The sequence below is a fragment of the Nocardioides luti genome (assembly GCF_014212315.1).
GTDB classification, from domain to species: domain Bacteria; phylum Actinomycetota; class Actinomycetes; order Propionibacteriales; family Nocardioidaceae; genus Nocardioides; species Nocardioides luti.
This window is the reverse complement of record NZ_JACKXE010000001.1, coordinates 1179189-1204241: the sequence shown is the minus strand read 5'-3', so window position 1 is coordinate 1204241 and position 25053 is coordinate 1179189. Positions and strand designations below refer to the sequence as shown.

At 72.6% G+C, this 25053-nt stretch carries 31 protein-coding genes; 18 read left to right on the top strand and 13 right to left on the bottom strand.

Translation table 11 applies throughout. From position 1 onward, the window contains the following. Window positions 1-30 precede the first annotated feature (30 nt). From H5V45_RS05760 to H5V45_RS05740, 5 genes are read left to right on the top strand one after another with little or no spacing between them, the layout of a single operon-like run. Complete coding sequence (locus tag H5V45_RS05760; RefSeq protein WP_185252049.1) at window positions 31-558, top strand: hypothetical protein; 528 nt, start codon at window positions 31-33, stop codon at window positions 556-558. Between the two features lie 35 nt (window positions 559-593). Beyond that, window positions 594-1151 carry a YqgE/AlgH family protein gene (locus H5V45_RS05755; RefSeq protein WP_185252048.1) on the top strand — a complete coding sequence of 186 codons (558 nt, stop codon included), beginning with the start codon at window positions 594-596 and terminating at the stop codon, window positions 1149-1151. A 26-nt stretch (window positions 1152-1177) separates the two neighbouring features. Next, entirely contained in the window at window positions 1178-1441 is a 264-nt protein-coding gene (locus H5V45_RS05750; RefSeq protein WP_185252047.1) for a DUF3039 domain-containing protein, read from the top strand. Continuing rightward, a complete protein-coding gene (locus H5V45_RS05745) occupies window positions 1438-3237 on the top strand; it encodes a DEAD/DEAH box helicase family protein (protein ID WP_185252046.1) in 1800 nt (599 codons plus the stop codon). Before H5V45_RS05750 ends, H5V45_RS05745 begins: the two co-directional genes overlap by 4 nt. 28 nt (window positions 3238-3265) lie before the next feature. Further along, on the top strand, window positions 3266-3901 hold the full coding sequence (locus H5V45_RS05740) for a helix-turn-helix domain-containing protein (RefSeq protein ID WP_185252045.1): 636 nt from the start codon (window positions 3266-3268) through the stop codon (window positions 3899-3901). Here H5V45_RS05740 and H5V45_RS05735 read toward each other — a convergent pair. Then, window positions 3894-4391, bottom strand: coding sequence for an Lrp/AsnC family transcriptional regulator (locus tag H5V45_RS05735; protein WP_185252044.1), 498 nt, complete (start codon window positions 4389-4391; stop codon window positions 3894-3896). The genes H5V45_RS05740 and H5V45_RS05735 overlap by 8 nt on opposite strands. Window positions 4392-4471: 80 nt before the next feature. Between H5V45_RS05735 and hppD the strand changes: the two genes are divergently transcribed. Then, window positions 4472-5710 carry a 4-hydroxyphenylpyruvate dioxygenase gene (gene hppD / locus H5V45_RS05730; protein WP_221633920.1) on the top strand — a complete coding sequence of 413 codons (1239 nt, stop codon included), beginning with the start codon at window positions 4472-4474 and terminating at the stop codon, window positions 5708-5710. A gap of 21 nt (window positions 5711-5731) precedes the next feature. Here the strand turns inward: hppD and H5V45_RS22580 are convergent, their stop codons facing one another. After that, window positions 5732-7000, bottom strand: a complete 1269-nt coding sequence (locus H5V45_RS22580; protein WP_343061438.1) for an MFS transporter — start codon at window positions 6998-7000, stop codon at window positions 5732-5734. Continuing rightward, window positions 6997-7449 carry a MarR family winged helix-turn-helix transcriptional regulator gene (locus H5V45_RS05720; RefSeq protein ID WP_343061437.1) on the bottom strand — a complete coding sequence of 151 codons (453 nt, stop codon included), beginning with the start codon at window positions 7447-7449 and terminating at the stop codon, window positions 6997-6999. Before H5V45_RS05720 ends, H5V45_RS22580 begins: the two co-directional genes overlap by 4 nt. A 94-nt stretch (window positions 7450-7543) precedes the next feature. Here H5V45_RS05720 and H5V45_RS05715 point away from each other — a divergent pair, with 94 nt between their 5' ends. Further along, complete coding sequence (locus H5V45_RS05715; protein ID WP_185252042.1) at window positions 7544-8071, top strand: DUF1697 domain-containing protein; 528 nt, start codon at window positions 7544-7546, stop codon at window positions 8069-8071. A gap of 22 nt (window positions 8072-8093) precedes the next feature. Here H5V45_RS05715 and H5V45_RS05710 read toward each other — a convergent pair whose 3' ends face one another. From H5V45_RS05710 to H5V45_RS05685, 6 genes are all read right to left on the bottom strand, one after another. Further along, window positions 8094-9356 carry an MFS transporter gene (locus H5V45_RS05710; RefSeq protein WP_185252041.1) on the bottom strand — a complete coding sequence of 421 codons (1263 nt, stop codon included), beginning with the start codon at window positions 9354-9356 and terminating at the stop codon, window positions 8094-8096. Next, window positions 9353-9949: an ArsR/SmtB family transcription factor gene (locus H5V45_RS05705; RefSeq protein ID WP_185252040.1), complete on the bottom strand. Its 597-nt coding sequence runs from the start codon at window positions 9947-9949 to the stop codon at window positions 9353-9355. Before H5V45_RS05705 ends, H5V45_RS05710 begins: the two co-directional genes overlap by 4 nt. Before the next feature lie 171 nt (window positions 9950-10120). Then, window positions 10121-10933 carry an enoyl-CoA hydratase gene (locus H5V45_RS05700; RefSeq protein WP_185252039.1) on the bottom strand — a complete coding sequence of 271 codons (813 nt, stop codon included), beginning with the start codon at window positions 10931-10933 and terminating at the stop codon, window positions 10121-10123. Then, complete coding sequence (locus H5V45_RS05695; RefSeq protein WP_185252038.1) at window positions 10926-11501, bottom strand: isochorismatase family protein; 576 nt, start codon at window positions 11499-11501, stop codon at window positions 10926-10928. The genes H5V45_RS05700 and H5V45_RS05695 overlap by 8 nt, the downstream gene beginning before the upstream one ends. Before the next feature lie 9 nt (window positions 11502-11510). Continuing rightward, window positions 11511-12296, bottom strand: a complete 786-nt coding sequence (locus H5V45_RS05690) for an alpha/beta hydrolase (RefSeq protein WP_185252037.1) — start codon at window positions 12294-12296, stop codon at window positions 11511-11513. After that, window positions 12296-13609, bottom strand: a complete 1314-nt coding sequence (locus H5V45_RS05685) for a nicotinate phosphoribosyltransferase (RefSeq protein WP_343061436.1) — start codon at window positions 13607-13609, stop codon at window positions 12296-12298. The genes H5V45_RS05690 and H5V45_RS05685 overlap by 1 nt, the downstream gene beginning before the upstream one ends. Before the next feature lie 26 nt (window positions 13610-13635). Between H5V45_RS05685 and clpS the strand changes: the two genes are divergently transcribed. The 6 genes from clpS (at window position 13636) to H5V45_RS05655 (ending at window position 16831) form a co-directional block, all read left to right on the top strand. After that, window positions 13636-13932, top strand: coding sequence for an ATP-dependent Clp protease adapter ClpS (clpS, locus tag H5V45_RS21505; protein ID WP_185252036.1), 297 nt, complete (start codon window positions 13636-13638; stop codon window positions 13930-13932). Beyond that, complete coding sequence (locus H5V45_RS05675; RefSeq protein ID WP_185252035.1) at window positions 13929-14519, top strand: DUF2017 family protein; 591 nt, start codon at window positions 13929-13931, stop codon at window positions 14517-14519. Before clpS ends, H5V45_RS05675 begins: the two co-directional genes overlap by 4 nt. A 37-nt stretch (window positions 14520-14556) precedes the next feature. After that, the gene (locus H5V45_RS05670) at window positions 14557-15024 is read left to right on the top strand and encodes an NUDIX hydrolase (protein ID WP_185252034.1); all 468 of its coding nucleotides are present in this window, start codon (window positions 14557-14559) and stop codon (window positions 15022-15024) included. A 17-nt stretch (window positions 15025-15041) separates the two neighbouring features. Beyond that, window positions 15042-15473 carry a Mov34/MPN/PAD-1 family protein gene (locus H5V45_RS05665; RefSeq protein ID WP_185252033.1) on the top strand — a complete coding sequence of 144 codons (432 nt, stop codon included), beginning with the start codon at window positions 15042-15044 and terminating at the stop codon, window positions 15471-15473. 38 nt (window positions 15474-15511) lie between these two features. Next, window positions 15512-15802, top strand: a complete 291-nt coding sequence (locus tag H5V45_RS05660; protein WP_185252032.1) for a MoaD/ThiS family protein — start codon at window positions 15512-15514, stop codon at window positions 15800-15802. A gap of 78 nt (window positions 15803-15880) precedes the next feature. Further along, on the top strand, window positions 15881-16831 hold the full coding sequence (locus H5V45_RS05655) for a PLP-dependent cysteine synthase family protein (protein WP_185252031.1): 951 nt from the start codon (window positions 15881-15883) through the stop codon (window positions 16829-16831). A gap of 4 nt (window positions 16832-16835) precedes the next feature. Here the strand turns inward: H5V45_RS05655 and H5V45_RS05650 are convergent, their stop codons facing one another. Next, on the bottom strand, window positions 16836-17723 hold the full coding sequence (locus H5V45_RS05650) for a PAS domain-containing protein (RefSeq protein ID WP_221633919.1): 888 nt from the start codon (window positions 17721-17723) through the stop codon (window positions 16836-16838). Window positions 17724-17785: 62 nt separating this feature from the next. Further along, window positions 17786-18835 (bottom strand): alkaline phosphatase family protein, encoded by a 1050-nt coding sequence (locus H5V45_RS05645; RefSeq protein ID WP_185252030.1) that lies wholly within the window; start codon window positions 18833-18835, stop codon window positions 17786-17788. Between the two features lie 52 nt (window positions 18836-18887). Between H5V45_RS05645 and murI the strand changes: the two genes are divergently transcribed. Together murI and H5V45_RS05635 are read left to right on the top strand one after the other, a co-directional pair. Further along, complete coding sequence (gene murI, locus H5V45_RS05640; RefSeq protein ID WP_185252029.1) at window positions 18888-19700, top strand: glutamate racemase; 813 nt, start codon at window positions 18888-18890, stop codon at window positions 19698-19700. 2 nt (window positions 19701-19702) lie between these two features. After that, window positions 19703-20452: an MBL fold metallo-hydrolase gene (locus H5V45_RS05635; protein WP_221634234.1), complete on the top strand. Its 750-nt coding sequence runs from the start codon at window positions 19703-19705 to the stop codon at window positions 20450-20452. Window positions 20453-20470: 18 nt separating this feature from the next. Here H5V45_RS05635 and H5V45_RS05630 read toward each other — a convergent pair whose 3' ends face one another. Both H5V45_RS05630 and H5V45_RS05625 read right to left on the bottom strand, forming a co-directional pair. Continuing rightward, window positions 20471-21124, bottom strand: coding sequence for a response regulator (locus tag H5V45_RS05630; RefSeq protein ID WP_185252027.1), 654 nt, complete (start codon window positions 21122-21124; stop codon window positions 20471-20473). A gap of 55 nt (window positions 21125-21179) precedes the next feature. Continuing rightward, a complete protein-coding gene (locus tag H5V45_RS05625) occupies window positions 21180-22346 on the bottom strand; it encodes a histidine kinase (protein ID WP_185252026.1) in 1167 nt (388 codons plus the stop codon). Window positions 22347-22496: 150 nt separating this feature from the next. On the opposite strand from H5V45_RS05625, the gene H5V45_RS05620 reads away from it, so the two are divergent. From H5V45_RS05620 to H5V45_RS05610, 3 genes are read left to right on the top strand one after another with little or no spacing between them, the layout of a single operon-like run. Beyond that, window positions 22497-23411, top strand: a complete 915-nt coding sequence (locus H5V45_RS05620; protein ID WP_185252025.1) for an ABC transporter ATP-binding protein — start codon at window positions 22497-22499, stop codon at window positions 23409-23411. Further along, entirely contained in the window at window positions 23408-24232 is an 825-nt protein-coding gene (locus H5V45_RS05615) for an ABC transporter permease (protein WP_343061435.1), read from the top strand. Before H5V45_RS05620 ends, H5V45_RS05615 begins: the two co-directional genes overlap by 4 nt. Window positions 24233-24234: 2 nt before the next feature. Then, window positions 24235-25044 (top strand): ABC transporter permease, encoded by an 810-nt coding sequence (locus H5V45_RS05610; protein ID WP_185252024.1) that lies wholly within the window; start codon window positions 24235-24237, stop codon window positions 25042-25044. Window positions 25045-25053 lie beyond the last annotated feature (9 nt).

Genomic DNA, 25053 nt, shown 5'->3' with positions numbered 1-25053 from the left:
GGTATGTGAATCACGAACAGGAGCCACACCATGACCTGGACTGCCTTCCACCGCCGCGGGGAGACCCTCCGCGCCGTGATCGCCGCTGCCGACGCCCGCCTCGACGGTCACCTGCCGATGGACGTCGACGGCGTGCCCGAGACCTTCGGGGACGAGCTGACGCTGCTCGGCGCGCTCAGCCTGCGCTGGCACACCCGCCTGGCCGGCCGCATCGAGCGCGAGCTGATGCACCAGCCGCTGGACATCGAGCAGGCGGTCGTCACCGCCTGGCAGCTGACCGCCGAGGACCTCCCCGGCATCCGCGCCGTCATCGACCGGCACCGGGCCGAGCCGCTCGACGCGGCCATGGCCGACGCGATGGCCAAGGCCGCCGCCAAGGAGCGCATCCTGCTGGCCGTGATGGCCGGTCAGGTCAGCGCGCGCGACGACGCGGCCGTGCGGGTCGGCGAGCAGATCGAGAACGCCGCCCGCGCGTCGTACCGCCCGGTCCGCCGGATCCCGGCCCCGCGCCACGCCTCCGGCTTCCTCGACCGGATCCGGGCCGCCCTCGCGGCCTGACCGCGCGTCGCTCACGGGTCCGTCATGATGGACCCATGAGCGACGTACGGGCGGGGATGCTGCTGGTGGCGACACCGGCGCTCGTCGACCCGAACTTCGCCGACACCGTCGTGCTGCTGCTCGACGTCGACGAGAACGGCGCGCTCGGTGTGGTGCTCAACCGCCCCTCGGCCGTGCCGGTCGCCGAGGTGCTGGCCGGCTGGAGCGACGTCGTCGCCGAGCCGGAGGTGCTCTTCCACGGCGGCCCGGTGAGCACCGAGGGCGCGCTCGCGGTGGCCCTGCTGGCCTCCGACGACGACGTCCCCGTGGGCTTCCGGGAGGTCTCGGGCCAGCTCGGCCTGGTCGACCTCGACACCCCCGTCGAGCTGATCGACGGGAGCCTCCAGGGGCTGCGGATCTTCGCCGGGTACGCCGGCTGGGGAGCCGCCCAGCTGGACGGCGAGATCGAGGAGGGCAGCTGGTACGTCGTCCCCGGCCAGGCCCCCGACGTCTTCCGCCTGGACCCCACGGACCTGTGGCGCGACGTGCTCCGCCGGCAGCCCGGGGAGCTGGCGTGGCACTCCACACGTCCGGTCGACCCGGACCTCAACTGACCTCGACCTGATCTAGAGTGGGGCCCGTGACCAGCATCGGATTCTCGACAGAGGCGGACGTCCGCGAGGACCGCCGTACCGTCCCGACCGACGAGGGTGACCACGAGCGCTTCTCGCACTACGTCGAGAAGGACAAGCTCACCGAGGCGATGGTGATGGGCACCCCCGTGGTCGCCCTGTGCGGCAAGGTCTGGGTCCCCAGCCGCGCCCCGGAGAAGTTCCCCGTGTGCCCCGACTGCAAGGACATGTGGGAGAGCATGCAGCCCGGTGACGGGGATGGCGACGCGTGACGGGACGGCCCGACCCGGACGCCCAGCTCAGCCTCACCCCCGCACTGCCCCCGGCCTGGCCGGAGCGCGCCGCGTGGGGCACGGCGACCAAGCTGCGCGCGTGGCAGACCGCGGCGATGGAGCAGTACTTCTCCGCCACCCCGCGTGACTACCTCGCCGTCGCCACCCCCGGCGCCGGCAAGACGACCTTCGCCCTGACCGTCGCGGCCGAGCTGCTCGGACGCCGGCTGATCGACCGGGTCACGATCGTGGCGCCGACCGAGCACCTCAAGCTGCAGTGGGCCGAGGCCGCCGCCCGTGCCGGGATCCCGATCGACCCGACGTACGCCGCCGGCAAGGGCAAGACGTCGAAGGACTACGTCGGCATCGCCGTGACGTACGCCGGGGTGGCGGTCAACCCGCTCGCGATGCGGATCCGCACCGAGAACTTCAAGACGCTGGTGATCCTCGACGAGGTGCACCACGCCGGTGACGCGCTGTCCTGGGGCGAGGGCGTCCGCGAGGCCTTCGAGCCGGCGGCCCGGCGCCTGGCCCTGACCGGCACGCCGTTCCGCTCCGACATCAACCCGATCCCGTTCGTCACCTACGCGCCCGGCGACGACGGGGTGCCGCGCTCGGTCGCGGACTTCACCTACGGCTACGCCCACGCGCTCGAGGACCACGTCGTCCGGCCGGTGCTCTTCATGGCCTACTCGGGCGACATGACCTGGCGGACCCGCGCCGGCGACGAGATCGTCGCGAGGCTGGGGGAGCCGCTCACCAAGGACCTCACCGCCCAGGCGCTGCGGACCGCCCTGGACCCCTCCGGGTCGTGGATCCCGTCGGTCCTGGCCGCGGCCGACAGCCGGCTGACCGAGGTCCGCCGCCACGTGCCCGACGCCGGGGGCCTGGTGATCGCCACCGACCAGGACTCCGCCCGGGCCTACGCCAAGACGCTGCGCGCGATCACCGGCGAGGCCGCGGTCGTCGTGCTCTCCGACGAGAAGGCCGCATCCAAGAAGATCACCGCGTTCACCGACAGCGACCAGCGCTGGATGGTCGCGGTCCGGATGGTGTCCGAGGGCGTCGACGTGCCGCGCCTGGCGGTCGGCGTCTACGCCACCACCACCGCGACGCCGCTGTTCTTCGCCCAGGCCGTCGGCCGCTTCGTCCGGGCCCGTACCCGCGGCGAGACCGCCTCGGTCTTCCTGCCGTCGGTGCCGTCGCTGCTGGGCTTCGCCTCCGAGATGGAGGTCGAGCGTGACCACGTGCTGGGCCGCAAGATCACCGACGAGGGCGACATCTTCGCCGCCGAGGACGCCCTGATCGCGGCGGCCAACGCCACCGAGTCGGGCTCCGACGAGCTGGACCAGTCGTTCGAGGCGCTCGGCTCCGAGGCGCGCTTCGACCGGGTGCTCTTCGACGGCGGCGAGTTCGGCCACGCCGGCGAGGTGCACGTCGGCTCGGAGGAGGAGATGGACTTCCTCGGCATCCCCGGCCTGCTCGAGCCCCAGCAGATGCGCGAGCTGCTCCAGCAGCGCCAGAGCGACCGGGCCAAGAAGCAGAAGGCCGCGGCGCCGACGCCCGAGGCGGACAGCGTCGCCGAGGTCTCGACCCACGAGCAGCTGGCGGTGCTGCGGCGCGAGCTCAACGGGCTGGTCGCCGCGTGGTACCACCGCACCGGCCAGGCGCACGGGATCACCCATGCCGCCCTGCGCAAGGAGTGCGGCGGGCCGGCCGCCGCGGTGGCCACCTCCGAGCAGCTGCACGAGCGCATCGTGCGCGTGCGGGACTGGGCTGCCCGGAAGACCTCCTGACGGGTCGGCCCAGCCCTACACTCGGCTCGTGCCAGCCGAGACCTCGCAGACCCTCGACCGTGGTCTCCGCGTCCTCGACGTGCTGGCCTCGTCGCCGGGCGGGCTGACGGTGACCGAGCTGGCGGGCCGGCTCGCGGTCAACCGGACGGTCGTCTACCGCCTCGTGAGCACGCTCGAGCAGCACGCGCTGGTCCGCAAGGACGCCCGCGGGCGGCTGCACGTCGGGCTCGGCGTGCTGCACCTCGCCTCGGCGGTGCAGCCGGTCCTGCGGGACCTCGCCGTGCCGGTGCTCCGCGCGCTGGCCGAGCGGGTCGGCTGCACCGCCCACCTCACGGTCGCCGACGGCGACGAGGCGCTGGCCCTCGCGGTCGTCGAGCCGTCGTGGACCGACTTCCACGTGAGCTACCGCGTCGGCTCGCGGCACCCGCTGAGCCAGGGAGCGGCCGGCAAGGCGATCCTCAACGGCCGCGAGGCCGACTCCCCGGCGTACGCCGTCACCGCGGGTGAGCTGCAGGCCGGTGCGCGGGGGCTGGCCGCGCCGGTCACGGGCGTCGACGGGCTCGAGGCGAGCGTGGGCATCGTGACGCTGGGGGAGTTCGACGTCGACACGATCGGCCCGCTGGTCGCGGACGCCGCCGCGCAGGTGGCGGCCCGGCTCAGCTGAGGCGGCCCGCGGTCGCGACCCGCGCCAGCGGCAGCACCCGGTGGGGCACCTGGGTGGCCAGCGTGATCACCGTGGAGCTGCGGACGATGGCGGGGTTGGCCAGCACCAGGTCGATGACCCGCTGGAGGTCGGTGTTGGAGCGCGCCACGACCCGGGCCCACATGTCGCCGGCGCCGGTGATCGTGTGCGCCTCGATCACCTCGGGGATGGCCGCGAGGTGCGCGCCGACGGCGTCGTGGCCGCCGCGCTGGCCCTGGTGCTCGGTGGTGTCCTGGCGGATCTCGAGGGTGAGGAACGCCGTGACCGGGTAGCCCAGCGCCTCCGGCGACAGGTCCGGGCCCCAGCCGGTGATCACGCCGCCGCTCACGAGCTTGTCGAGCCGCGCCTGGACCGTCCCGCGGGCCACGCCGAGCCGCCGGGACGCCTCGAGGACCCCGATGCGGGGGTCGTGCGCGAAGAGCTCGATCACTCTGCCGTCGAGATCGTCCATGGTCGCTCCGATGCTGGACAGGTTGCACAGGGTTTCGTCGTACTGTTGCACACCCTGCGCGTCCCCGACAGGCTGACGCCATGACGTCGCAGACCACCACCACGACCGACGCGCCCAGCACCGGCGGCGGGCTCACCGCCGACGAGATGAAGGCGGACCTGACGCTCGAGCAGCTGCAGCAGCTCGTCGGGCTCGTGGAGTACGACCAGCAGGGCGACGTCTTCCCGGTCACCGGCTGGGACGCGATCGTCTTCGTCGTCGGCAACGCCACCCAGACCGCGCACTACTACCAGTCCGCGTGGGGCATGGAGCTGGTCGCCTACTCCGGTCCGGAGAACGGCAACCGCGACCACAAGTCCTTCGTGCTGCGCTCCGGCTCGATCAAGTTCGTCATCAACGGCGCCGTCGACCCCGACAGCACCCTGGCCGACCACCACCGCCGCCACGGCGACGGCGTCGTCGACATCGCCCTCGAGGTGCCGGACGTCGACGTCTGCATCGCGCAGGCCCGCCGGGCCGGCGCCCGCGTCGTGCGCGAGCCCGAGGACGTCACCGACGAGCACGGCACCGTGCGGATCGCCAGCATCGCGACGTACGGCGAGACCGTGCACACGCTGGTCGACCGGAGCCGGTACGACGGCCCCTACCTGCCCGGCTACGTGACGAAGACCAGCTCGTGGCAGAAGCGCGACGGCCAGCCGAAGCGGCTCTTCCAGGCGCTCGACCACATCGTCGGCAACGTCGAGCTCGGTCACATGGAGGAGTGGGTCGAGTTCTACAACCGCGTCATGGGCTTCGTGAACATGGCGGAGTTCATCGGCGACGACATCGCCACCGACTACTCCGCGCTGATGAGCAAGGTCGTCGCGAACGGCAACCACCGCGTGAAGTTCCCGCTGAACGAGCCGGCGATCGCGAAGAAGAAGTCGCAGATCGACGAGTACCTCGAGTTCTACCGCGGCGCCGGCGCCCAGCACCTCGCCGTCGCGACCAACGACATCATCGCCTCGGTCGACGCGCTGCGCGCGAACGGCGTGGAGTTCCTCGCCACCCCGGACTCGTACTACGAGGACCCCGAGCTCCGCGCCCGGATCGGCAACGTCCGGGTCCCGATCGAGGAGCTGCAGAAGCGCGCGATCCTCGTCGACCGCGACGAGGACGGCTACCTCCTGCAGATCTTCACCAAGCCGCTCGGCGACCGGCCGACGGTCTTCTTCGAGCTGATCGAGCGGCACGGCTCGCTGGGCTTCGGCAAGGGCAACTTCAAGGCGCTCTTCGAGGCCATCGAGCGCGAGCAGGACGCCCGCGGGAACCTCTGATCCCCGGGGGCGTCCGCGCGCTCAGCTCGCGTCGCCGATGAGCTCGGCCTCGGCCTCCGCCTCGCTGTGGGCGGCCGGGGCGTGCTCGCCGCGCAGGTGCTTCGCGCCGACAGCGAGGACCACGATGGCCAGGCCGACCGCGCCGGCACCCATCCAGAACGGCGCGTGCACGGAGACGTTCTCACCGAGCTTGCCGGCGGCGTACGGCGCGACGGCACCGCCGGAGAAGCGGACGAAGGAGTACGCCGCGGAGGCGACCGGGCGCTCGACCGGGGCGGCGCCCATGACGGCCTCGGTGATGACGGTGTTGTTCACGCCGAGGAACGCGCCCGCGACGATCACGCCGACGACCAGGACGGTCTTGTCGTCGGTCCAGATCGCCATCGCGGCGAGGTCGAGACCGAAGAGCGCCAGCGAGCCGAGCACGGTCGGGACCGCACCGAAGCGGCGCTGGAGGGCCGGGGCGACCCAGACCGAGGTGATCGCGAGCAGCAGGCCCCAGCCGAAGAAGATCAGGCCGACCTGGTGGGCGTTCATGTCCAGCGGGAAGGGCGTGAAGGCGAGCAGGGTGAAGAAGCCCATGTTGTAGAACAGCGCGGTCAGCGCGATCGTCAGCAGGCCGGGGTAGCGCAGGGCGCGGAACGGGTCGGCCAGCGACGTACGACGGCCCACGGCGGGTGTGCTCGGGAGCAGGAAGGTCGTCGCGACCAAGGCGATCGTCATCAGGCCGGCGACGCCGAGGAACGGCGCGCGCCACGAGATCGAGCCGAGCGCGCCGCCGAGCAGCGGGCCGGCCGCGATGCCGAGCCCGAGCGCGGCCTCGAACAGGATGATCGCCTGCGCGACCGAGCCGCGGGCGGCGGTCACGATGGTCGAGAGGGCGGTCGCGATGAAGAGCGCGTTGCCCAGGCCCCAGCCGGCGCGGAAGGCGACGATCGCGCCGATCGAGTCGGACATCCCCGCGAGGGCCGAGAAGACGATGATCAGGGCCAGGCCGGACAGCAGCGTCTTCTTGGCGCCGATCCGGCTGGAGACGACGCCGGTGACGAGCATGGCGACGCCCATGACGGCCATGTAGCTCGTGAACAGCAGCGAGACCTGGCTCGGTGTGGCGTCGAGCTGGTCGGCGATCGACTTGAGGATCGGGTCCACGAGGCCGATGCCCATGAACGAGATGACGCAGGCGAACGCCACGGCCCAGACGGCGCGGGGCTGGTCGAAGAAGCCGCCGCCGGGGGAGTCCGTGGGGGCCTCGTGGGTGGTCCGGGTGTCGGTGACGGCGTGGGTCACAGCGTTCCTCTCGTGGAGTCGGTCGGGGTGTCGAGGAGGTCGCGGAGCACGGCGACGGCCGTGGCGAGGTCCTCGGGGGAGTGCTCGGGGTGCTGGTCGAGGCGGCCCGCCACGGTGGCGCCGTAGCTCTGCCGGACCCGGGTCAGCTCCTCGCGTCCGTGCTCGCTCAACGTGATCACGCTGCTGCGGGCGTCGGCGGGGTTCGGCCGCTTGTCGACCAGGCGACGCTCGACCAGCGACGCGACGGCGCCGGACATGGTCGGCTGCGAGCAGCGGTCCAGCGCGGCGAGCTGGCTGATCCCGAGGGGGCCGTGCTCGTCGAGGAGGGACAGCACCCGGAAGCCGGGCGGCAGCTCGTGCATCCGGCGCACCGCGCGCACCAGGCGGGCGGCGTACACGACCAGGTCGCTGCTGAGCTCCTGGACGTCGTGGGGGTCGGTGGTGGGCACGCCTCCGATATTACATAGGAAACCTATGCAAGTGAAGCGAGGTGGGCGTGAGGTGGGCCACGCGCGGGGCGCGCTGGCGGGGCATGATGTGGTCATGGCGACCTACATCGGCTTCCTGCGGGCGATCAACCTCGGGGCGAAGCGCAAGTTCCCCAAGGACGCGATCGTGACGGCCGTCGAGGCGGCCGGCTTCACCGAGGTGGCGACGTACATCAACACCGGCAACGTCCGCTTCGACACGAAGCTGCGCTCGCGCTCGAAGATCGAGGCCGCGCTGGAGAAGGCCTTCCGGGCCGAGGCAGGCTTCGAGGTGCCGACGATCGTCTTCACCCCGAAGGAGCTCGCGGCGATCGCGGAGGAGGCGGCGTCGTTCGACCACCCCGGCAAGCACTACGTCTCGCTGCTCAAGGAGGCGCCGAGCGCGGCGGCCGTCGCGAAGGTCGAGGAGCTCGGCACCCGCGACGGTGAGTCCGCCCGCGTCGGCGGGCGCGCCGTGCACCTGCTGCTCGGCGACAACTACCACGAGGCCAGGCTGACCAACGCGCTCGTCGAGAAGCACCTCGGCGTCGCCACCAACCGCAACGTCACCGTCATCCGGACGCTCGCCGAGAAGTGGTGCTGAGCGCCGGCTCCCTCACCTGCTGCTAGGCCGTGCCCGGCGCGCCGGCGGGCGTGGTCGTGGCGGGCTCCACGGTCGACACGCGCGGCAGGTCGCGCACCGCGCGCGACAGCAGGGTCAGCAGCGCGACGGCCATCAGGGCGATCCCGGCCACCAGGATGACGCGCTCGATCCCGAAGGCCAGCGCGAGTGGTCCGGCCACCAGCTGGCCGATCGGCACCGCCATGAACGAGCCGAAGGCGTCGTACGAGAAGGCGCGCGAGAGCATGTCCTCGGGCACGTTCTCCTGCATGGCGAGGTTCCACCCCAGCCCGAAGACCTCGATCCCGACGCCGGCGAGGAACGACGCGACGACGACCGTGACGAGGTGGCCGTCGGCGCCGAGGGCGATGAGGGGCAGGCCGTACGCCGCGGTGCCGATCATCCCCCAGAAGAGCGGGCGCTGGAGGCTCACGCGGAGCATCACGAGGGTCGTCACGAGCAGGCCGACGGCCTCGGCCGACAGGATGAGCCCCCAGCCGCTCTCGCCGATGTCGCCCTGCTTGGCGAGGACCGGGCCGAGCGTGAAGTAGCCGCCCTGGTGGATCGCGCAGATCAGGCAGAAGGCGAGCACGACGGCCCAGAGCCAGGTGGTGCTGCGGAAGTAGGTCCAGCCCTCGCGCAGGTCCGTGACGACCGACGACTTCTCCTGGCGGGACGGGGGCGGGAGCGTGACGCGCAGCAGCAGGAGGGCGGCGACGAGGTAGCTGATGCCGTCGACGGCCAGCGCCCAGCCGGCGCCGGCGGTGACGACCAGCAGGCCCGCCACGCTCGGACCGACGATCGTCAGGGAGTTGCGCACCATCGCCATCAGCACGTTGGCGGGCTGGAGCTGGTGGCGCGGCACCAGCTGGGGGAGCACGCTCACGAGGGCCGGGAAGCTGACCGCCATCACGACGCCGTTGACGGCGCTGAGGACGACGATCTGCCACAGCTGGGCGTGCCCGCCGAGCACCAGGCCGGCGATGGCGAGCTGACTCAGCCCGGAGGCGACGTTCGAGACCTGGATGACGAGCTTGCGGCCGAAGCGGTCGGCGATCACGCCGCCGGCGAGCAGGAAGACGACCATCGGGATGCTGTGCGCCGCCAGGACCGTGCCGAGCGCGCTGGGGGAGCTGCTGACCTCGAGGACCGCGAAGGCGAGCGCCACGGCCGCCATCGCGCCGCCGGTCATGTTGACGGTGCGGGAGAGGAAGTACCACCGGAAGTTGCGCTCGCGCATCGGGGCGAACGACTCGGACCACTTCATCGGGTCTCCTCCGGTGCCGCAGTGGCGGGCTCGGTGTGAGTGTCTGGGTCGGTCGGCCGGCTCATCCCGAAGGCCGCCATCGTGAGGTTGACGTGCACCGCGCCGTCGGCGTGCGGGGGCCGGGCGCTCTCGTGGATCAGTCGGGAGGCCTGCGCGGTGAGCGCCAGGACCGACTCCCAGACCTCGGGGTCGACCCAGAGCTCGGCGTCGCACAGCGCGACGCCGGTGGGGTGGCCGCGCCCCGCGAACCGCCGGGTCAGCTCGGTCGCCATCGCCTGGACGTCGGGCGTGAGGTCGCCCTCGGGGCGGGGTGTCGCGTCGGGGTCCTTCGTGCGGGCGTCCCAGACGTGCCGGTAGCGCTTGGCGACCCCGCCCCGGATCGTCTCCTCGCCGGCCTCGACCACCTCGCCCGCGTCCGCGAGCACCCGCAGGTGGTACGACGCGTTCGCGTGCGTCGTGCCGAGCTCGCGCGCCAGCTCGGCCGCGCTCATCGCCGCCCCGGTGAGCAGCGAGAGGATCTGCAGCCGCAGCGGGTGCGCCACCGCCCGCAGCGCCGCCACGTCGCCGTCGGCGGTGCCCCTGCTCGCGCCCATGCTGACCTCCCAAGGTGTGTTGGGGAGTAGTTCAGCACGCGCCGGTGCGACTGTCAAAGGGTTCTTGGAGGGTGGGGTGCGTCGGCTGCAACGCCCGGTTATCGCCTCTGGGGACCCGTTCGAACGGGTTCCCAGAGCCCCTAACCGGGCGTTACAAGCGGGACCGCGCGCTCACTCCCCGCGGAACACCGGCCGCCGGCGCTCGGAGAAGGCCCGCATCCCCTCGGCGACGTCGGCGGTGCGGAGCAGGACGCTCTGGCCGGTGCGCTCGCGCTCGAGGGCGGGCTCGAGGGAGGTGAGGGTCGCGGCGTTGACGGCCTTCTTGGTGGCGGCGAAGGCGAGGGGCGGGCCGGCGGCCAGGCGGCGCACGAGCTTCGCGAGCACGTCGGGGAACTCGTCGTCGGGGGCGACGTGGGTGACCAGGCCGGCGTCGTACGCCTCCTGGGCGGTGAGCGGCTCGGCGAGCAGGGCCATCCGCATCGCGCGGGCCCGGCCGATCGAGGCGGCGACGGTGGCGGTGGCGCCGCCGTCGGGCATCAGCCCGATCCGGGCGAAGGCGAGCAGGAAGGACGCCGACGAGGCCGCGACGACCAGGTCGGCGGCGAGCGCGGCGGAGCAGCCGACCCCGGCCGCGACGCCGTTCACCCCGGCGACGACCGGCTTGTCGAGCGACGTGATCGCGCGGATGATCCGGTTCGCGCGGTCCAGCGCGGAGACGTCGAAGTGCTCGTGCGCGTCGGCACCCGAGATGTCGGCGCCGGTGCTGAAGGCGTGGCCGGTGCCGGTGACGGCCACGACGCGTACGTCGTCGCGGGCCGTCGCCTCCTCCACGATCCGGGCCAGGTCGTCGGCCATGTCGGCCGTCAGGGCGTTGAAGACGTGCGGCCGGTTCAGGGTCAGCCAGAGCGCACCGTCCTCGACGCGCACCTCGAGGTCGGTCCCGGAGGTGCCGGAGACGGGCTCGGAGGAGGCGGCGTCAGGCAACGGAGACACCCGCTCCCCGCAGCTCGTCGAGGGCGGCGGCCGTCGTCGCCGGGGTGATGCCGGCGCTGAGCGCGGTCACCACGCGGGTCGCGAAGCCCGCCCCGGCGGCGTCCAGCGCGGTCGCCCGGACGCAGTGGTCGGTCGCCAGCCCGCAGACGTCGACCTCGGTGACCTCGTGCTGCCGCAGCCAGTCGGCCAGCCCGGTCCCGTCGGCGGTGCTGCCCTCGAAACCGGAGTACGCCGCCGCGTGCTGCCCCTTGAGGAAGACCGCGTCGAAGGGCTGGGGGTCCAGGTTGGGGTGGAAGGCCTCGCCGTCGGTCCCGACCTCGCAGTGCACGGGCCAGGAGTCGACGAAGTCCGGCTCGGAGGACCAGTGCGACCCGGGGTCGACGTGGTGGTCCTTGGTGGCGACGACGTGGGCGTAGTCCGGGGCGTCGGGCGAGCGGGACGACCACCGGTGCAGGACGTCCGCGACGGCGTGGGCCACCTCGGCGCCCCCGGGCACCGGCAGCGAGCCGCCCTCGCAGAAGTCGTTCTGGACGTCGACGACGATCAGCGCGCGCTTCATGCCCCGACCCTAGGGCGTCGTCCCGCGACGCACCGGTAGCCAGGCGATCACGTCCGCGACGACCGCGTCCCAGAGCCCCCACTCGTGGGCGCCCGGGCGGAAGTCGTCGGTCACGTCCGCGCCGGCGGCCCGCGCCTCCGCGACCATCCGCTCGCTCATCGGCAGCAGCGGGTCGTCGGTGCCGCAGGAGACGTGCAGCGGCGGCAGCGCCGCGACGTCGGCTGCGGCCAGCAGCGCGAAGAGGTCGTCGCCGGGGCCGGGGGTGCCGTCGAAGACGCGCTCGAAGAGCGCCTTGCGGTGGGGGAAGCCGGCCAGGGTGGCGACGTCGAGCCCGCCCGACAGCGACGCGGCGGCGGCGTACCGCTCCGGGTGCGTCAACGCGAGCTTGAGCGCGCCGTACCCGCCCATCGACAGGCCGGCGACGAACGTGTCCTCCGGCCGGTCCGAGATCCGGAAGAACGACCGCATCACCTGCGGCAGCTCCTCGGAGGCGTAGGACCAGTAGCGGTGCCCGTGCGCCTCGTCGGCGTAGAAGCTGCGCCCGACGGCCGGCATCACGACCGCGATCCCGGCCGCGGCGGCGTACCGCTCGATCGACGTGTAGCGCGTCCACGCGGAGTGGTCGTCGGAGAGCCCGTGCAGGAGGTAGAGGACCGGCAGGTCGCGACCGGCGCCGGCGTCCCCGGCGTCGCCCGACACCCCGATCTGCTCGCGGGTGACCTGGGGGAGGACCACCGAGACCGACGTGCCCATCTCGAGCTCGTCGGAGAAGAAGTCGCAGGTGACGGCGGCCATCAGCCCTCCACCGTCCCCTCGACGTGCAGCGTCGGGATGACCGGCTCCCCGCGGGACATCTGCTGCGCGGCCGCCGGCAGCTCGGCGCGCGACGCGAGGTGCCGGGCGCGCGCGGCGTCCAGCGACTCGCGGCCGACCACCTCGCCGTCGCGCACCAGCGGCACCAGCAGGGGGCGGTCGTCCCCGTCGTCGTGCGGGGGTACGCCGATGCCGACGACCTCGGCCTCCGCGGTCCCGCGGGCGTCGCGGCGGCGCAGGGCGAACTTCCGGCCGCCGATCGAGATCTTGTCGTGGCTGCGCTTGGCCACGGACACCATCGACCCGTCGGGCCCCTCGCGGGAGACCAGCTTGTAGACGAAGCCGCAGGTGGGGTGGCCGCTGCCGGTGACCAGCTGGGTGCCGACGCCGTACCCGTCCACGGGGGCCGCGGCCAGGCCCGCGATGGCGAACTCGTCGAGGTCGCTCGTCACCACGATCCGGGTGCCGGTGGCGCCGAGGTCGTCGAGCTGGGCGCGCACCTCGTGGGCGAGCACGCCGAGGTCGCCCGAGTCGAGGCGGACGGCGCCCAGCCCCGGCCCGGCCACCTCGACGGCCAGCCGGACCGCCTCGCGGATGTCGTAGGTGTCGACGAGCAGCGTCGTCCCGACGCCGAGGGCGTCGACCTGGGCGCGGAACGCCTGCTCCTCGGTGTCGTGCAGCAGCGTGAAGCTGTGCGCGCTGGTGCCGGCCGTCGGGACGTCGTACCGCTGGCGCGCGGCGAGGTTCGAGCTGGTCGCGAAGCCGGCGACGTACGCCGCCCGGGCGCACGCGACCGCCGCCTCCTCGTGGGTACGCCGTGAGCCCATCTCGATGCACGGCCGGTCGCCCGCGACGAGCGTCATCCGCGAGGCCGCCGAGGCGATCGCCGCGTCGTGGTTGTAGATCGACAGCAGCACGGTCTCGAGCAGCACCGCCTCGGCGAAGCTCGCCTCGACCGTGACCAGGGGGGAGTAGGGGAAGTAGGTCTCGCCTTCGGCGTAGCCCCAGACGTCGCCGGTGAAGCGGTAGCCCGCGAGCCAGTCGAGCGTCGGGGCGTCGACCACGCCGTCGAGCGCCGCGAGCGCGGCGTCGTCGAAGGTGAACGCCTCCAGGGCGTCGAGGGCCCGGCCGACGCCGGCCACGACGCCGTACCGCCTGCCCTCGGGGAGCCGCCGCGGGAACAGCTCGAACACCGAGCGCCGGTGCGCGGTGCCGGAGCGCAGCGCGGCCTGCAGCATCGTCAGCTCGTAGTGGTCGGTCAGGAGGGCGGTGGAGGGTGCGGGCGGTGGGGGCACGCAGGCCAGTGTGCCAACATGGGCGAGTGTCCGCCGCCAGTCCCGTCGAGGTCGAGCCGACCACCGTTCCGGAGGGCAGCACCCTCCTCGCCACCCCCTGGGTGACGATCGTGTGGAACGACCCGGTCAACCTGATGTCCTACGTCACCTACGTCTTCCAGAAGTACTTCGGCTACGACAAGAAGAAGGCGGAGAAGCTGATGATGGAGGTGCACGAGGACGGCAAGTCCGTCGTCAGCACCGGGACGCGCGAGGAGATGGAGCGCGACGTCCAGGCGATGCACGAGTACGGCCTCTGGGCCACCATGGACAAGGCCTCGTGAGCGGCTTCGCCCGGCACCGGCGCAGCCGGCTGGTCATCGCGAACTTCACCGGCTTCGAGGCCGACCTGCTGCGGTCGCTGGCCTCGCAGCTCGTCGAGCTGCTGCGCAACGAGGCGGCCGTCCCGCGCGAGGACATGGACCCGTTCGAGGCGATGATGGACTTCTCCGGGCCGACGTCCGAGCCGGAGGACCCCGTGCTGGCGCGGCTCTTCCCGACGGCCTACCCCGGCGACGAGGAGGCCTCGGCCGAGTTTCGCCGCTTCACCGAGGGCGCGCTGCGCGACGGCAAGGCGAACGCCGCGGTGACGATCATCGACCGCCTCGAGGAGGCCGGCCTGCCGGCCGAGCTGAGCGAGGACGGCCTGATGATCGACGTCGAGCTCGACGAGGCGACGGCCGAGACCTGGATGCGCTCCTTCACCGACCTGCGCCTCGCCCTGGCCACCCGGCTGGGTATCGAGGACGGCGACGAGGACGTCTGGCACGCGCTGTCCGACGAGGACCCCCGCGCGCAGGCGCACGACATCTACGAGTGGGTCGGCTACCTGCAGGAGACGCTCGTCGAGGCCCTGTCCGACCGGCGCTGACCCGACCGACGCCGACCGCCGCACCCCAGGAGAGACCATGCCGATCCCGCCGTTCGTCGTCGAGCTCCGCAAGCTCGTGGGCACGCACGAGCTCTGGCTGCCGGCCGTCACCGCCGTCGTACGCCGCGGGGACGAGCTGCTGCTGACCCGTCGGGCGGACAACGACGCGTGGGCGCCGGTCACCGGGATCGTCGACCCCGGTGAGGAGCCCGGGGTCGCCGCCCGGCGCGAGGCGCTCGAGGAGACCGGCGTCGAGATCACCGTCGACCGCCTCGCCTCGGTGAGCGTCAGCCCGCAGGTGACCCACGCCAACGGCGACCTCGGCGTCTACCTCGACCTCACCTTCGCCTGCACCTGGGTGGCAGGTGAGGCGCACGTCGCCGACGACGAGAACGTCGACGTGCGGTGGTGGCCGCTCGACGGGCTGCCGCCGATGGAGGCGTTCCTCGAGGAGCGGATCGCCAGCGTCCTCGCGGCTGAGACCGCGACGAGGTTCGTGCGCTGAGCCCCTACGCTGGAGGCGTGCTGACCATCGACCAGGCGACGTACGACGCCATCGTCGCGCACGCCAAGCGTGACCACCCGGACGAGGCCTGCGGCATCGTCGCCGGCCCGGAGGGCAGCGACCGCGCGGAGCGGCTCGTCGAGATGGTGAACGCCGCGGGCAGCCCGACGTTCTACGAGTTCGACTCGACCGACCTCTTCCAGCTCTACAAGGAGATGGACGCGAACGACGAGGAGCCGGTGGTGATCTACCACTCGCACACCGCCACCGAGGCCTACCCCAGCCGCACCGACATCGGCCTCGCGAGCGAGCCGAACGCCCACTATGTGCTGGTCAGCACACGTGAGCACGGGAATATCGAGGGCCCCGTGGAGTTCAGGTCCTACAGCATCACCGACGGCCAGGTGACCGAGGAAGAGGTCATCGTCGTCCCGTCCCTGGACGACTGAGCCAGCACCACCCGACGAGCTACCGAGGAGTTCCCCGCATGGCGATCGAGGTCCGGATCCCCACCATCCTGCGCACCTACACCAACGGCGAGAAGGCCGTGAACGGTGACGGCGCCAGCCTGAGCGCGCTGATCGACGACCTCGAGGCGAACCACCCGGGCCTCAAGGACCGCCTGATCGAGAACGGCGACCTGCGCCGCTTCGTCAACGTCTACATCAACGACGAGGACGTGCGCTTCATCGGCGGCCTGGAGGCCGAGCTCAGCGACGGCGACCAGGTCGTCGTGCTGCCGGCCGTCGCCGGTGGGTCTCGATACACCCTCGCCTAGCGGCTCGGGCACTCGACCAACGAGAGCAGAGACACCCTCGCCTAGGGGCTCGGGCAATCGACCACCGAAAGGCACCTGATGACCCGCTACGACAACCTCCTCGCCTCCGTCGGCGGCACGCCGCTGGTGGGCCTGCCGAGGTTGTCGCCGAGCCCGGACGTGCGGCTGTGGGCCAAGCTCGAGGACCGCAACCCGACCGGCTCGATCAAGGACCGCCCGGCCCTGAAGATGATCGAGGAGGCGGAGAAGGACGGCCTGCTCCGCCCCGGCTGCACGATCCTCGAGCCGACGTCCGGCAACACCGGCATCTCGCTGGCGATGGCCGCCAAGCTCAAGGGCTACCGGATCGTCTGCGTGATGCCGGAGAACACCTCCGAGGAGCGGCGCCAGCTGCTGCGGATGTGGGGCGCGGAGATCATCTCCTCGCCCGCCGCCGGCGGCTCCAACGAGGCGGTCCGGGTCGCCAAGCAGGTCGCCGCGGAGCACCCCGACTGGGTGATGCTCTACCAGTACGGCAACGCCGCGAACGCGCTCGCGCACGAGGAGGGCACCGGTCCCGAGCTGCTCGCGGATCTGCCCTCGATCACGCACTTCGTCGCCGGGCTCGGCACCACCGGCACCCTGATGGGGGTCAGCCGGTTCTTCCGGGCCGCCAAGCCCGACGTCCGCATCGTCGCCGCCGAGCCGCGCTACGGCGAGCTGGTCTACGGGCTGCGCAACCTCGACGAGGGCTTCGTGCCGGAGCTGTACGACGCCGACCTGATCGACTCGCGCTTCTCGGTCGGCCCGCGCGACGCCGTACGACGCGTGCGTGAGCTGCTCGAGCTCGAGGGCATCTTCGCCGGTATCTCGACCGGCGCGATCCTGCACGCGGCGCTCGGCCAGGCCGCCAAGGCGGTCAAGGCGCGGGAGCCGGCCGACATCGCGTTCGTCGTCTGCGACGGCGGCTGGAAGTACCTCTCCACCGGCGCCTACGAGGGCACCATCGACCAGGCCGAGGACCGCCTCGAGGGCCAGCTCTGGGCCTAGTGGCTCAGGCCTGCGGTGGCGTGCCGTCGGTCCGCAGGCTCGACGCCGTCGTCCGCACCAGGTCGCCGGCGTGCAGCTCGTCGCCGGTCAGCGGGCTGACGAGGTCCGTGATCATGTGGCGCGCGGAGTTCAGCGTGCGGCGGAGGTATGACGCCGACGCCTCGGTCTCGTCCATCTCCAGCGCGTAGAGCGCCGCGGTCAGCCCCTGCACGACGTTGTCGTTGATCTCGAGCGCCTGCTGGCGCCGCATCTGGTGCTCCTGCACCTGGGCGGCCACCCGCTCGCGCTCCTCCTCGGCCAGCACCCGGTCGGTGATGTCGATGCAGGTGCCGCGCATCCGGACCGGGGTGCCCTCCTGGTCGGTCACCACCTGGCCGTTGGACGACAGGTAGCGCACCTCGCCGGTGGGCCGCACGATCCGCTCGATCATCTCGTAGGGCTCACCGGTGGCGTAGCTGTGCTGGTGGATGGCAGTGATCTTGTCGCGGTCGTCGGGGTGGAGGAACGAGACGAACTTGTCGTAGGTCGGGCTGAACGCCTGCGGCTCGTGGCCGTAGATCCGGAACAGCTGGTCCGACCACCGGTTCGTGTCGGTCGCGATGTGCCAGTCGTAGTCGCCCATGTTGGCCAGGGACTGCGCGTTGTCGACGCGGAGCGTGAGGTCGCGGAGGTTCTCCTCCAGGTCCAGCCGGGTCAGCGCGGCGTCGAGCATCGCGAGCGCCACCTCCGTCTCCGGGTTCGGCGGCTCGGCCGTGCCGCCCAGGAGCTCGTTGGCCGACCGCCCCGCGATCCTGGTCAGGGTGTCGGCGGCGGCCGCCAGCAGCTGGGGTCCCTTGGTGGCCTGGGCGCAGAGGCGGGCCAGCTCGAGGAGGTCGGACGCGGGGGTGTCCATGGTGCAAGGGTCGCCCCCCGCGGCGTCCGTGTCTGCGCAACACGCAAACCGGACGGCTCCGGTCAGCGGACGTCGAGGTCCTGCTCGGCGTCCAGCTCGCTGCCGGGCACCGCGCCCAGGCCGAGCAGCCCGGTCGCCAGGTTGGCGACGTCGCCGTTGCGGACCGGCTGCGTGCCGGCGTACGACGGCCGCGTCCGGCCCGGGTCGGCGTAGTCCGGGTTCAGCTCGTAGAGGTCGCCGGCCGTGACCCCGGCGCCCCACACGAGGAACGGGACGCGGTAGTTCGCGAGCCGTCCGGCGGCCGAGTGCGACGTGCCGCCGGCGGCGCCGCCGTGGTCGGCCGTCAGGACGACGGTCAGCGACTCCGCGAGGCGCGGGTGCTTCTCGATCGCGGCGACGACGGTGCCGAGCAGCTCGTCGGTGCGCTGGACGGCGGCGACGTACGCCGGGGACATGAAGCCCTCGGCGTGACCTGCCCGGTCCGGGAGGGACACGTGGAGGAACGTGAAGGTCCGGGCGTTCTCCACGAGGTCGCGGCGGGCGGTCCGGACCAGTGCGGCCTGGTTCTCGTCGACGTGGAACTCGTCGACGGCCCGCGCCCACGACCGCTCGTAGAGGGAGAACTTCGGCTTGGTGCTGAACAGCGCGGTCGTGCCCTGGGCGCGGTGCACCACGGTGAAGACGGAGGCGACCGCGTGGCCGGCGGCCTGCTGCACGGTGCTGCGCGGCCGGTCGTCGTCCCAGGTGACCCCGTGACCGCCCCGGGAGGCCTCGATCCGGCGGCCGGTCATCATGCTGGCGTGGTTCGGCAGGGTGATCGTCTGCTCGCGCTCCGTGCGGGCGTTGAGGGTCGAGGCGCCCTCGTCGAGCAGGCGGTGGAGCGTCGGTGCGCCGTCCCGGCCGAGCTGCCGGATCGCGGCCGGGTTCAGCGCGTCGACGGAGATCGCGAGCACCCGCGGGGTGACCGCCCCCGCCGGCTGGCCCGGGGTGACCGGGGTGGCCGGCGCGGCCGCCTGGTCCGTGGTGGCGGCGCTGCAGGCGCCCCCGACGAGGACGAGCAGCGAGGTGGCGACCGCCACGGCGGACGAGCGGAGATGAGGGGCCCGGGACATGTCGCGACCCTACCCAGCGTCGGGGACGAACCGGGGCACTAGCCTTGCGGGCGTGCCAGCCGCCACCAACGACGCCCCCGTCGGCATCTTCGACTCCGGGTTCGGTGGCCTGACGGTCGCCCGGTCGGTGATCGACCAGCTCCCGCACGAGTCGATCGTGTACGTCGGCGACACGGCCCGTCAGCCCTACGGACCCAAGCCGATCGGCGAGGTCCGCGAGTACGCCCTCGAGTGCCTCGACCACCTGGTCGAGCGCGGCGTCAAGGCGCTCGTCATCGCGTGCAACTCCGCGAGCGCGGCGATGCTCCGCGACGCGCGCGAGCGCTACGACGTCCCCGTCGTCGAGGTGATCTACCCCGCGACCCGGCGTGCGGTCGCCGCCAGCCACAGCAACCGGATCGGCGTCATCTGCACCCGCGCCACCGCCGAGTCGATGGCGTACGACGACGCCTTCGCCGCCGCCCCGCACGTGGAGCTCTTCACCCAGCCCTGCCCGCGCTTCGTCGACTTCGTCGAGGCCGGGGTGACCGGCGGCGAGGAGCTGCTGGCCGTCGCGCACGAGTACCTCGACCCGCTGACGGCCGCCGGCATCGACACGCTGATCCTCGGCTGCACCCACTACCCGCTGCTGACCGGCGTCATCTCCTACGTCATGGGCGACGAGGTGACCCTCGTGAGCAGCGCCGAGGAGTGCGCCAAGGACGTCTACAAGATGCTGGCGAGCACCGGCCTGATGCGGGAGTCCGGCGAGCCGTCGTACTCCTTCCTCACCACGGGCGCCCCGGCGGAGTTCGAGACGATCGGGCGTCGCTTCCTGGGGCCGGAGATGGTGGCGGCCTCCCAGTTCGCGGGCGGTCTGGCGTGAGGATGACCGTGGTCGGCTGCTGCGGGTCCTTCCCGGGCCCGGAGTCGCCGGCGAGCTGCTACCTGCTGGAGGCCGATCACCACGGCCGGACGTGGCGGGTGCTGCTCGACCTCGGCAGCGGTGCGCTCGGCGCGCTGCAGCGGTACGCCGACCCGCTCGAGGTCGACGCCGTGCTGCTCAGCCACCTCCACGCGGACCACTGCCTGGACCTGGCCGGCTACTACGTGATGCGGAAGTACCACCCCGACGGCCCGCAGCCGCGGATCCCCGTGTGGGGCCCGGACGGCACCGCGGACCGGATGGCCCGCGCCTACGACCTGCCGCTCGACCCCGGCATGCACGAGGAGTTCGACTTCCGGGCCTGGGACGGCCCCGTGCAGATCGGCCCGTTCGCGGTCGAGCCGGTGGCCGTGGACCACCCGGTGCCGGCGTACGGCCTGCGGGTGACGGCGGACGGCGTCACGCTGGGCTACAGCGGCGACACCGGCCCCTGCCCGGGGCTCGACGAGGTGGCCCGCGACGTCGACGTGCTGCTCGCCGAGGCGTCCTTCGTGGTCGGCGGGGACAACCCCGACGGCCTGCACCTCACCGGCGCCGACTGCGGCGCGGTCGCCAGCCGTGCGGGAGCGCGCTCGCTGCTGGTCACGCACGTGCCGCCGTGGCACGACCCCGAGGTCGCGCTCCGCGAGGCGACCGGGTTGTACGACGGCCCGTGCGAGCTCGCGCGCGCCGGGGCGGTCTACGAGGTCTGAGCGTCGTCGCGGGCGGACCTAGGCGAGCCCGGCGTCGTGCACGCAGATCGCGATCTGGACGCGGTTGGTGACCTGGAGCTTGTCGAAGAGCCGGGACACGTGCGCCTTCACCGTCGGCACCGACAGGTGCAGACGGCCGGCGATCTCGGCGTTGCTGAGCCCGTGCCCGACCGCCAGGGCGACCTCGCGCTCGCGGTCGGTGAGCAGGGCGAGCCGGTCGCCGGCCTCGGCCGTGCGGTCGGTCGCCGAGTCCCGGCGCAGCCGCCGGATCAGGGTGGCCGTGACCGACGGGGAGAGCATCGGCTCGCCGTCGGCCACCTTGCGGATCGCGTCGAGGATCAGCGGTGGCGGGGTGTCCTTGAGCAGGAAGCCGTCCGCCCCCGCGGCGAGGGCGCCGACGACGTGCTCGTCGGCGTCGAAGGTCGTCAGCACGATCACCCGGGGCGGGTCCGGCCGGGAGTGCAGCGCCCGGGTCGCGTCGAGCCCGTTGAGCCCGGGCATCCGGATGTCCATCAGCACCACGTCGGGCTGCAGGCGGTCGACCGCGGCGATCCCGGTGCGCCCGTCGTCGGCCTCGCCGACGACCTCGACGTCGCCCTGCCCGCCGAGCATCAGCGTGAGCGCGGAGCGCACCAGCGGGTCGTCGTCGACGATGAGCACCGAGATCGTCATGCCGTGTCGGGGTCCCCGCGGAAAGGGGAGCGCAGCGAGGCTTTTCGTGGGGTGATCATGCGGTCCACGGTATCCAGCCGTGCAGCACGAAGGTCGAGCCGTCGCGCCGGTGCTCCAGCCGTCCGCCGCGCAGCACCGCCCGCTCGGCCAGCCCGACCAGGCCGAGCCCCGCACCCGGCGTACGCGACCGGCCGAAGCCGAGCGGGTTGCGGAGCAGGATGTCGATGCCGTCGGTGGGGGAGCCGCTGACCTGGATCGTCAGCAGCGCGCCGGGTGCGTGCTTGCGGGCGTTCGTGATGCCCTCCTGGACGATGCGGTAGACCGTGCGGCCCGCGGCGTCCGGCACGGCGACGTCGTCCCGCTCGAGCAGGTCGTGATACTCCACGTGCAGCCCGGTCTCCTGCACCTCCTGCACCAGCACCGGCAGGTCGGCGTACGTCGGCTGCGGGGTGTGCAGCAGCTCGCCGGTCTCGGTGTCGCGCAGCACGCCCAGCACGCCGCGCAGGTCGGTGAGGGCCTCGTGCGCCTTCTCCTGGATGACCACGGCGCTGGCCCGCATCTCGTCGGCCGTCAGGTCCTCGCGGTAGCCGAGCGCCCCCGCGTGCATCGAGATCTGCGAGATCCGGTGCGCCAGGACGTCGTGCATCTCGCGGGCGATCCGGGCGCGCTCGTTGCCGCGGGCCCGGGCCACCCGCAGCTCCTGCTCGGCCTCGGCCCGCTCGGCGCGCGAGCGCAGCGTCCACAGCAGCTCGCGGCGCGAGCCGATGTACATGCCCCAGCCCAGGATCCCGGCGGTGAACGCCGCGTTGATCGACAGCGTGACCCAGTAGGGATCCGCGCCGTTGGCCGGCTGCATCGTCGAGAAGGTCTGTCCCGCGCAGAGCGTCACGACGGCGACCGCCGCGATCGGCCACAGCCGCCGCCGGGTCGCGAGCGAGACCGCGGCCAGCGTCGCAGGTCCGGCCGCCAGACCGGAGAACGAGCTGACGGCCCCCAGGACCAGGGCCATCGGCAGCGGCCAGCGGCGCCGCCACGTCACCAGGACGTACGCCGGCACGCCGATGAGCACGTCGGCCCAGAGCAGCGCGTGGTGGTCGGTCCACTGGCGCTGGAGGACGGGGCCCCACGCCACCGCGCTGATCAGCAGCATCAGCGCGAGTCGCCACAGGTGCGACCACCGCGTCAGCGGTGGCTGGCACTCCTCGGGGCTCGGCCTGTCCACGCGGCAAGGCTAGGGCGCCGTGGGGTGCCCGCGCAGGGTGCGTCGGTCCACGACGCGTCGTACCTTGCGACGACCCGCCCCTACTTTGGTCGCGGCGTGTCGAGCCCCGGGACCGATGCGGGCCGCCGCCGGCTGCGTCAGGCTGGCGCCATGATCAAGGTCGAAGGACTCACCAGGACGTACGGCGACTTCGTCGCCGTCGACGACATCAGCTTCGAGTGCCAGCCGGGCCGCGTGACGGGCTTCCTCGGTCCCAACGGCGCCGGCAAGACGACCACCATGCGCGTCATGGTCGGTCTCACCCCCGCCACCAGGGGGCGGGTCACCATCGGCGGCCACCTCTACCAGGACATCCCGAACCCCGGCCGCCACGTCGGCGTGCTGCTCGACGCCTCCGCCCAGCACGCGGGCCGCACCGGCCGCGAGGTGCTCACGCTCGGTGCCCGCACGATGGGCCTCGACCCCTCGCGCGTCGACGAGATGCTCGCGCTGGTGTCGCTGGACGAGAAGGAGTCCAAGCGGCGGGTGCGCAACTACTCGCTCGGCATGCGGCAGCGCCTCGGCATCGCGCACGCGCTGCTCGGTGACCCGTCGGTGCTGATCCTCGACGAGCCCGCGAACGGCCTCGACCCGGCCGGCATCCGCTGGATGCGCGGGCTGCTCAAGGGGTACGCCGAGCGCGGCGGCACCGTGCTGCTGTCCAGCCACCTCCTGCACGAGGTCGAGATCATCGCTGACGAGATGATCCTGATCGGGCGCGGCAAGATCGTCGCCCGCGGCGACAAGAAGTCGCTGCTGGCCGGCGCCGGCGCCGGGGCGACCTCGTTCGTCACCAGCCTCGACAACGCCCGCCTGGGCGAGGGGCTGACGTCGCGGGGCCACACGGTCGCTGCGGCGGGCGACGGCCTGCGCGTCGAGTGCGAGCCGGTCGAGGTCGGCCGCGCCGCGCTCGAGCTGGGCGTCGTCCTCACCGACCTGCGCTCGAACGAGAGCGGCCTCGAGGACCTCTTCCTCGAGCTCACCTCCGACACCCAGCGCGAGTCCGTCGCCGGAGCGACGGCGTGAGCGCCCCGCAGAGCGCCCCCGTGGCCGGGACCCACCCGGGCCCGCAGCTCGACGTCTCGGGCACCGCGCCGATCCCGTTCTCCCGGCTGGTCTCGGTCGAGCTCCGCAAGACCGCGGACACCCGGGCCGGGCGCTGGCTGCTCATCTCGATGGCCGCGCTGACCGCGCTCGTCATGGGCATCCAGCTGGCCGTCGTCGTGGTCCAGGACCTCAGCGTCGGCTACGCGGACTTCATGACCGCCACGAGCTTCTCGATCGCGATCCTGCTGCCCGTGCTGGGCATCCTGCTGCTGACCAGCGAGTGGGGCCAGCGCACCGCGATGGTGACCTTCTCGCTCGAGCCGCGGCGCCCGCGGGTGATCCTGGCCAAGCTGACCGTCGGCGTGCTGCTCGCCTTCGCCGCCGTCGTCGTCGCGCTGGTGCTCGGCGCCGTCGCGAACCTGCTCTACGGCGCCTTCGCCGGCGTCTCGCCGACCTGGGACCTGTCGTTGCTGAAGATCCTGTCGTTCCTGCTGCTGCAGGTGATCGGGATCCTGACCGGCTTCGCGCTGGCGGCGCTGCTGCTCAACTCGGCGGCCGCGATCGTCGTCTACATGGTCTACAGCTTCGTGTTCCCCGGTCTCTTCGAGCTGGGCTCGAACCTGATGGGCTGGTTCCACGACCTGCGTCCCTGGATCGACTTCAACGCCGCGCAGAACCCGCTCATCGACGCCAGCATGACCGGCGAGGACTGGGCGCACTTCGCGGTCTCGGGCGTGCTGTGGCTCGTCCTCCCCCTCTCCATCGGCCTGTGGCGCGTGCTGCGCGCGGAGGTGAAGTGAGCATGAGCACGACCATGCCGGCCGCGCCGGCGCTCACGCTGGACGTCTCGGGCACCCGCCCGATCCCGTTCGGCCGGCTGGTCGGCGTGGAGCTGCGCAAGTCCTACGACACCCGCGCCGGCCTGTGGCTGCTGCTCACGATCGGCGGCCTGACGCTCCTGGTCGAGGGCGTGGTGCTGGCCGTGACGACGGTGCAGGACGAGCCGATGTCCTTCGGCGACTTCATCGGCGCCGCGGCGTTCATGACCTCGATCGTGCTGCCCGTGCTGGGGATCATGGTCGTGACCAGCGAGTGGGGCCAGCGCACCGCGATGGTGACCTTCGCGCTCGAGCCGCGACGGCCGCGGGTGATCCTGGCGAAGCTGGTCACCGGTCTCGTGCTCACGCTCGCGACCGCGGTCTTCGCGATCGTCGTGGGCCTCGTCTGCATCCTGCTGTACGCCGCGCTGCAGGGGGAGTCGCCGACGTGGGACTTCGGCTGGAACTACCTCGTCGGCTTCCTGGTCACCCAGTCCTTCGCGATGATCGGCGGCTTCGCGCTGGCGACGCTGCTGCTCAACACCCCGGCCGCGATCGTGGTGTTCTTCGTCTACAAGTGGGTGCTGCCGGGGCTCTTCGCGCTGGGCACCGCCCTGATCAGCTGGTTCGGCGACCTCGCCCCGTGGCTGGACTTCCAGGCGGCGCAGGGCCCCGTCTACGACCTCACCGTCGACGGGTCCGAGTGGAGCCACCTGGTCGTGTCGGGGCTGATCTGGCTGGTGCTCCCGCTCGCCCTCGGCGTGCGCCGGGTGCTGCGCGCGGAGGTGAAGTAGCCGGGGGCC

What these genes read in the sequence shown, in the direction of transcription:
- H5V45_RS05760 (WP_185252049.1), top strand. Translation starts at nt 31, where the DNA reads ATGACCTGGACTGCCTTCCACCGCCGCGGGGAGACCCTCCGCGCCGTG.
- H5V45_RS05755 (WP_185252048.1), top strand. Translation starts at nt 594, where the DNA reads ATGAGCGACGTACGGGCGGGGATGCTGCTGGTGGCGACACCGGCGCTC.
- H5V45_RS05735 (WP_185252044.1), bottom strand. Translation starts at nt 4,391, where the DNA reads ATGGACGATCTCGACGGCAGAGTGATCGAGCTCTTCGCGCACGACCCC.
- hppD (WP_221633920.1), top strand. Translation starts at nt 4,472, where the DNA reads ATGACGTCGCAGACCACCACCACGACCGACGCGCCCAGCACCGGCGGC.
- H5V45_RS05715 (WP_185252042.1), top strand. Translation starts at nt 7,544, where the DNA reads ATGGCGACCTACATCGGCTTCCTGCGGGCGATCAACCTCGGGGCGAAG.
- H5V45_RS05710 (WP_185252041.1), bottom strand. Translation starts at nt 9,356, where the DNA reads ATGAAGTGGTCCGAGTCGTTCGCCCCGATGCGCGAGCGCAACTTCCGG.
- H5V45_RS05705 (WP_185252040.1), bottom strand. Translation starts at nt 9,949, where the DNA reads ATGGGCGCGAGCAGGGGCACCGCCGACGGCGACGTGGCGGCGCTGCGG.
- H5V45_RS05695 (WP_185252038.1), bottom strand. Translation starts at nt 11,501, where the DNA reads ATGAAGCGCGCGCTGATCGTCGTCGACGTCCAGAACGACTTCTGCGAG.
- H5V45_RS05690 (WP_185252037.1), bottom strand. Translation starts at nt 12,296, where the DNA reads ATGGCCGCCGTCACCTGCGACTTCTTCTCCGACGAGCTCGAGATGGGC.
- H5V45_RS05670 (WP_185252034.1), top strand. Translation starts at nt 14,557, where the DNA reads ATGCCGATCCCGCCGTTCGTCGTCGAGCTCCGCAAGCTCGTGGGCACG.
- H5V45_RS05660 (WP_185252032.1), top strand. Translation starts at nt 15,512, where the DNA reads ATGGCGATCGAGGTCCGGATCCCCACCATCCTGCGCACCTACACCAAC.
- H5V45_RS05655 (WP_185252031.1), top strand. Translation starts at nt 15,881, where the DNA reads ATGACCCGCTACGACAACCTCCTCGCCTCCGTCGGCGGCACGCCGCTG.
- H5V45_RS05650 (WP_221633919.1), bottom strand. Translation starts at nt 17,723, where the DNA reads ATGGACACCCCCGCGTCCGACCTCCTCGAGCTGGCCCGCCTCTGCGCC.
- H5V45_RS05645 (WP_185252030.1), bottom strand. Translation starts at nt 18,835, where the DNA reads ATGTCCCGGGCCCCTCATCTCCGCTCGTCCGCCGTGGCGGTCGCCACC.
- H5V45_RS05635 (WP_221634234.1), top strand. Translation starts at nt 19,703, where the DNA reads ATGACCGTGGTCGGCTGCTGCGGGTCCTTCCCGGGCCCGGAGTCGCCG.
- H5V45_RS05630 (WP_185252027.1), bottom strand. Translation starts at nt 21,124, where the DNA reads ATGACGATCTCGGTGCTCATCGTCGACGACGACCCGCTGGTGCGCTCC.
- H5V45_RS05620 (WP_185252025.1), top strand. Translation starts at nt 22,497, where the DNA reads ATGATCAAGGTCGAAGGACTCACCAGGACGTACGGCGACTTCGTCGCC.
- H5V45_RS05610 (WP_185252024.1), top strand. Translation starts at nt 24,235, where the DNA reads ATGAGCACGACCATGCCGGCCGCGCCGGCGCTCACGCTGGACGTCTCG.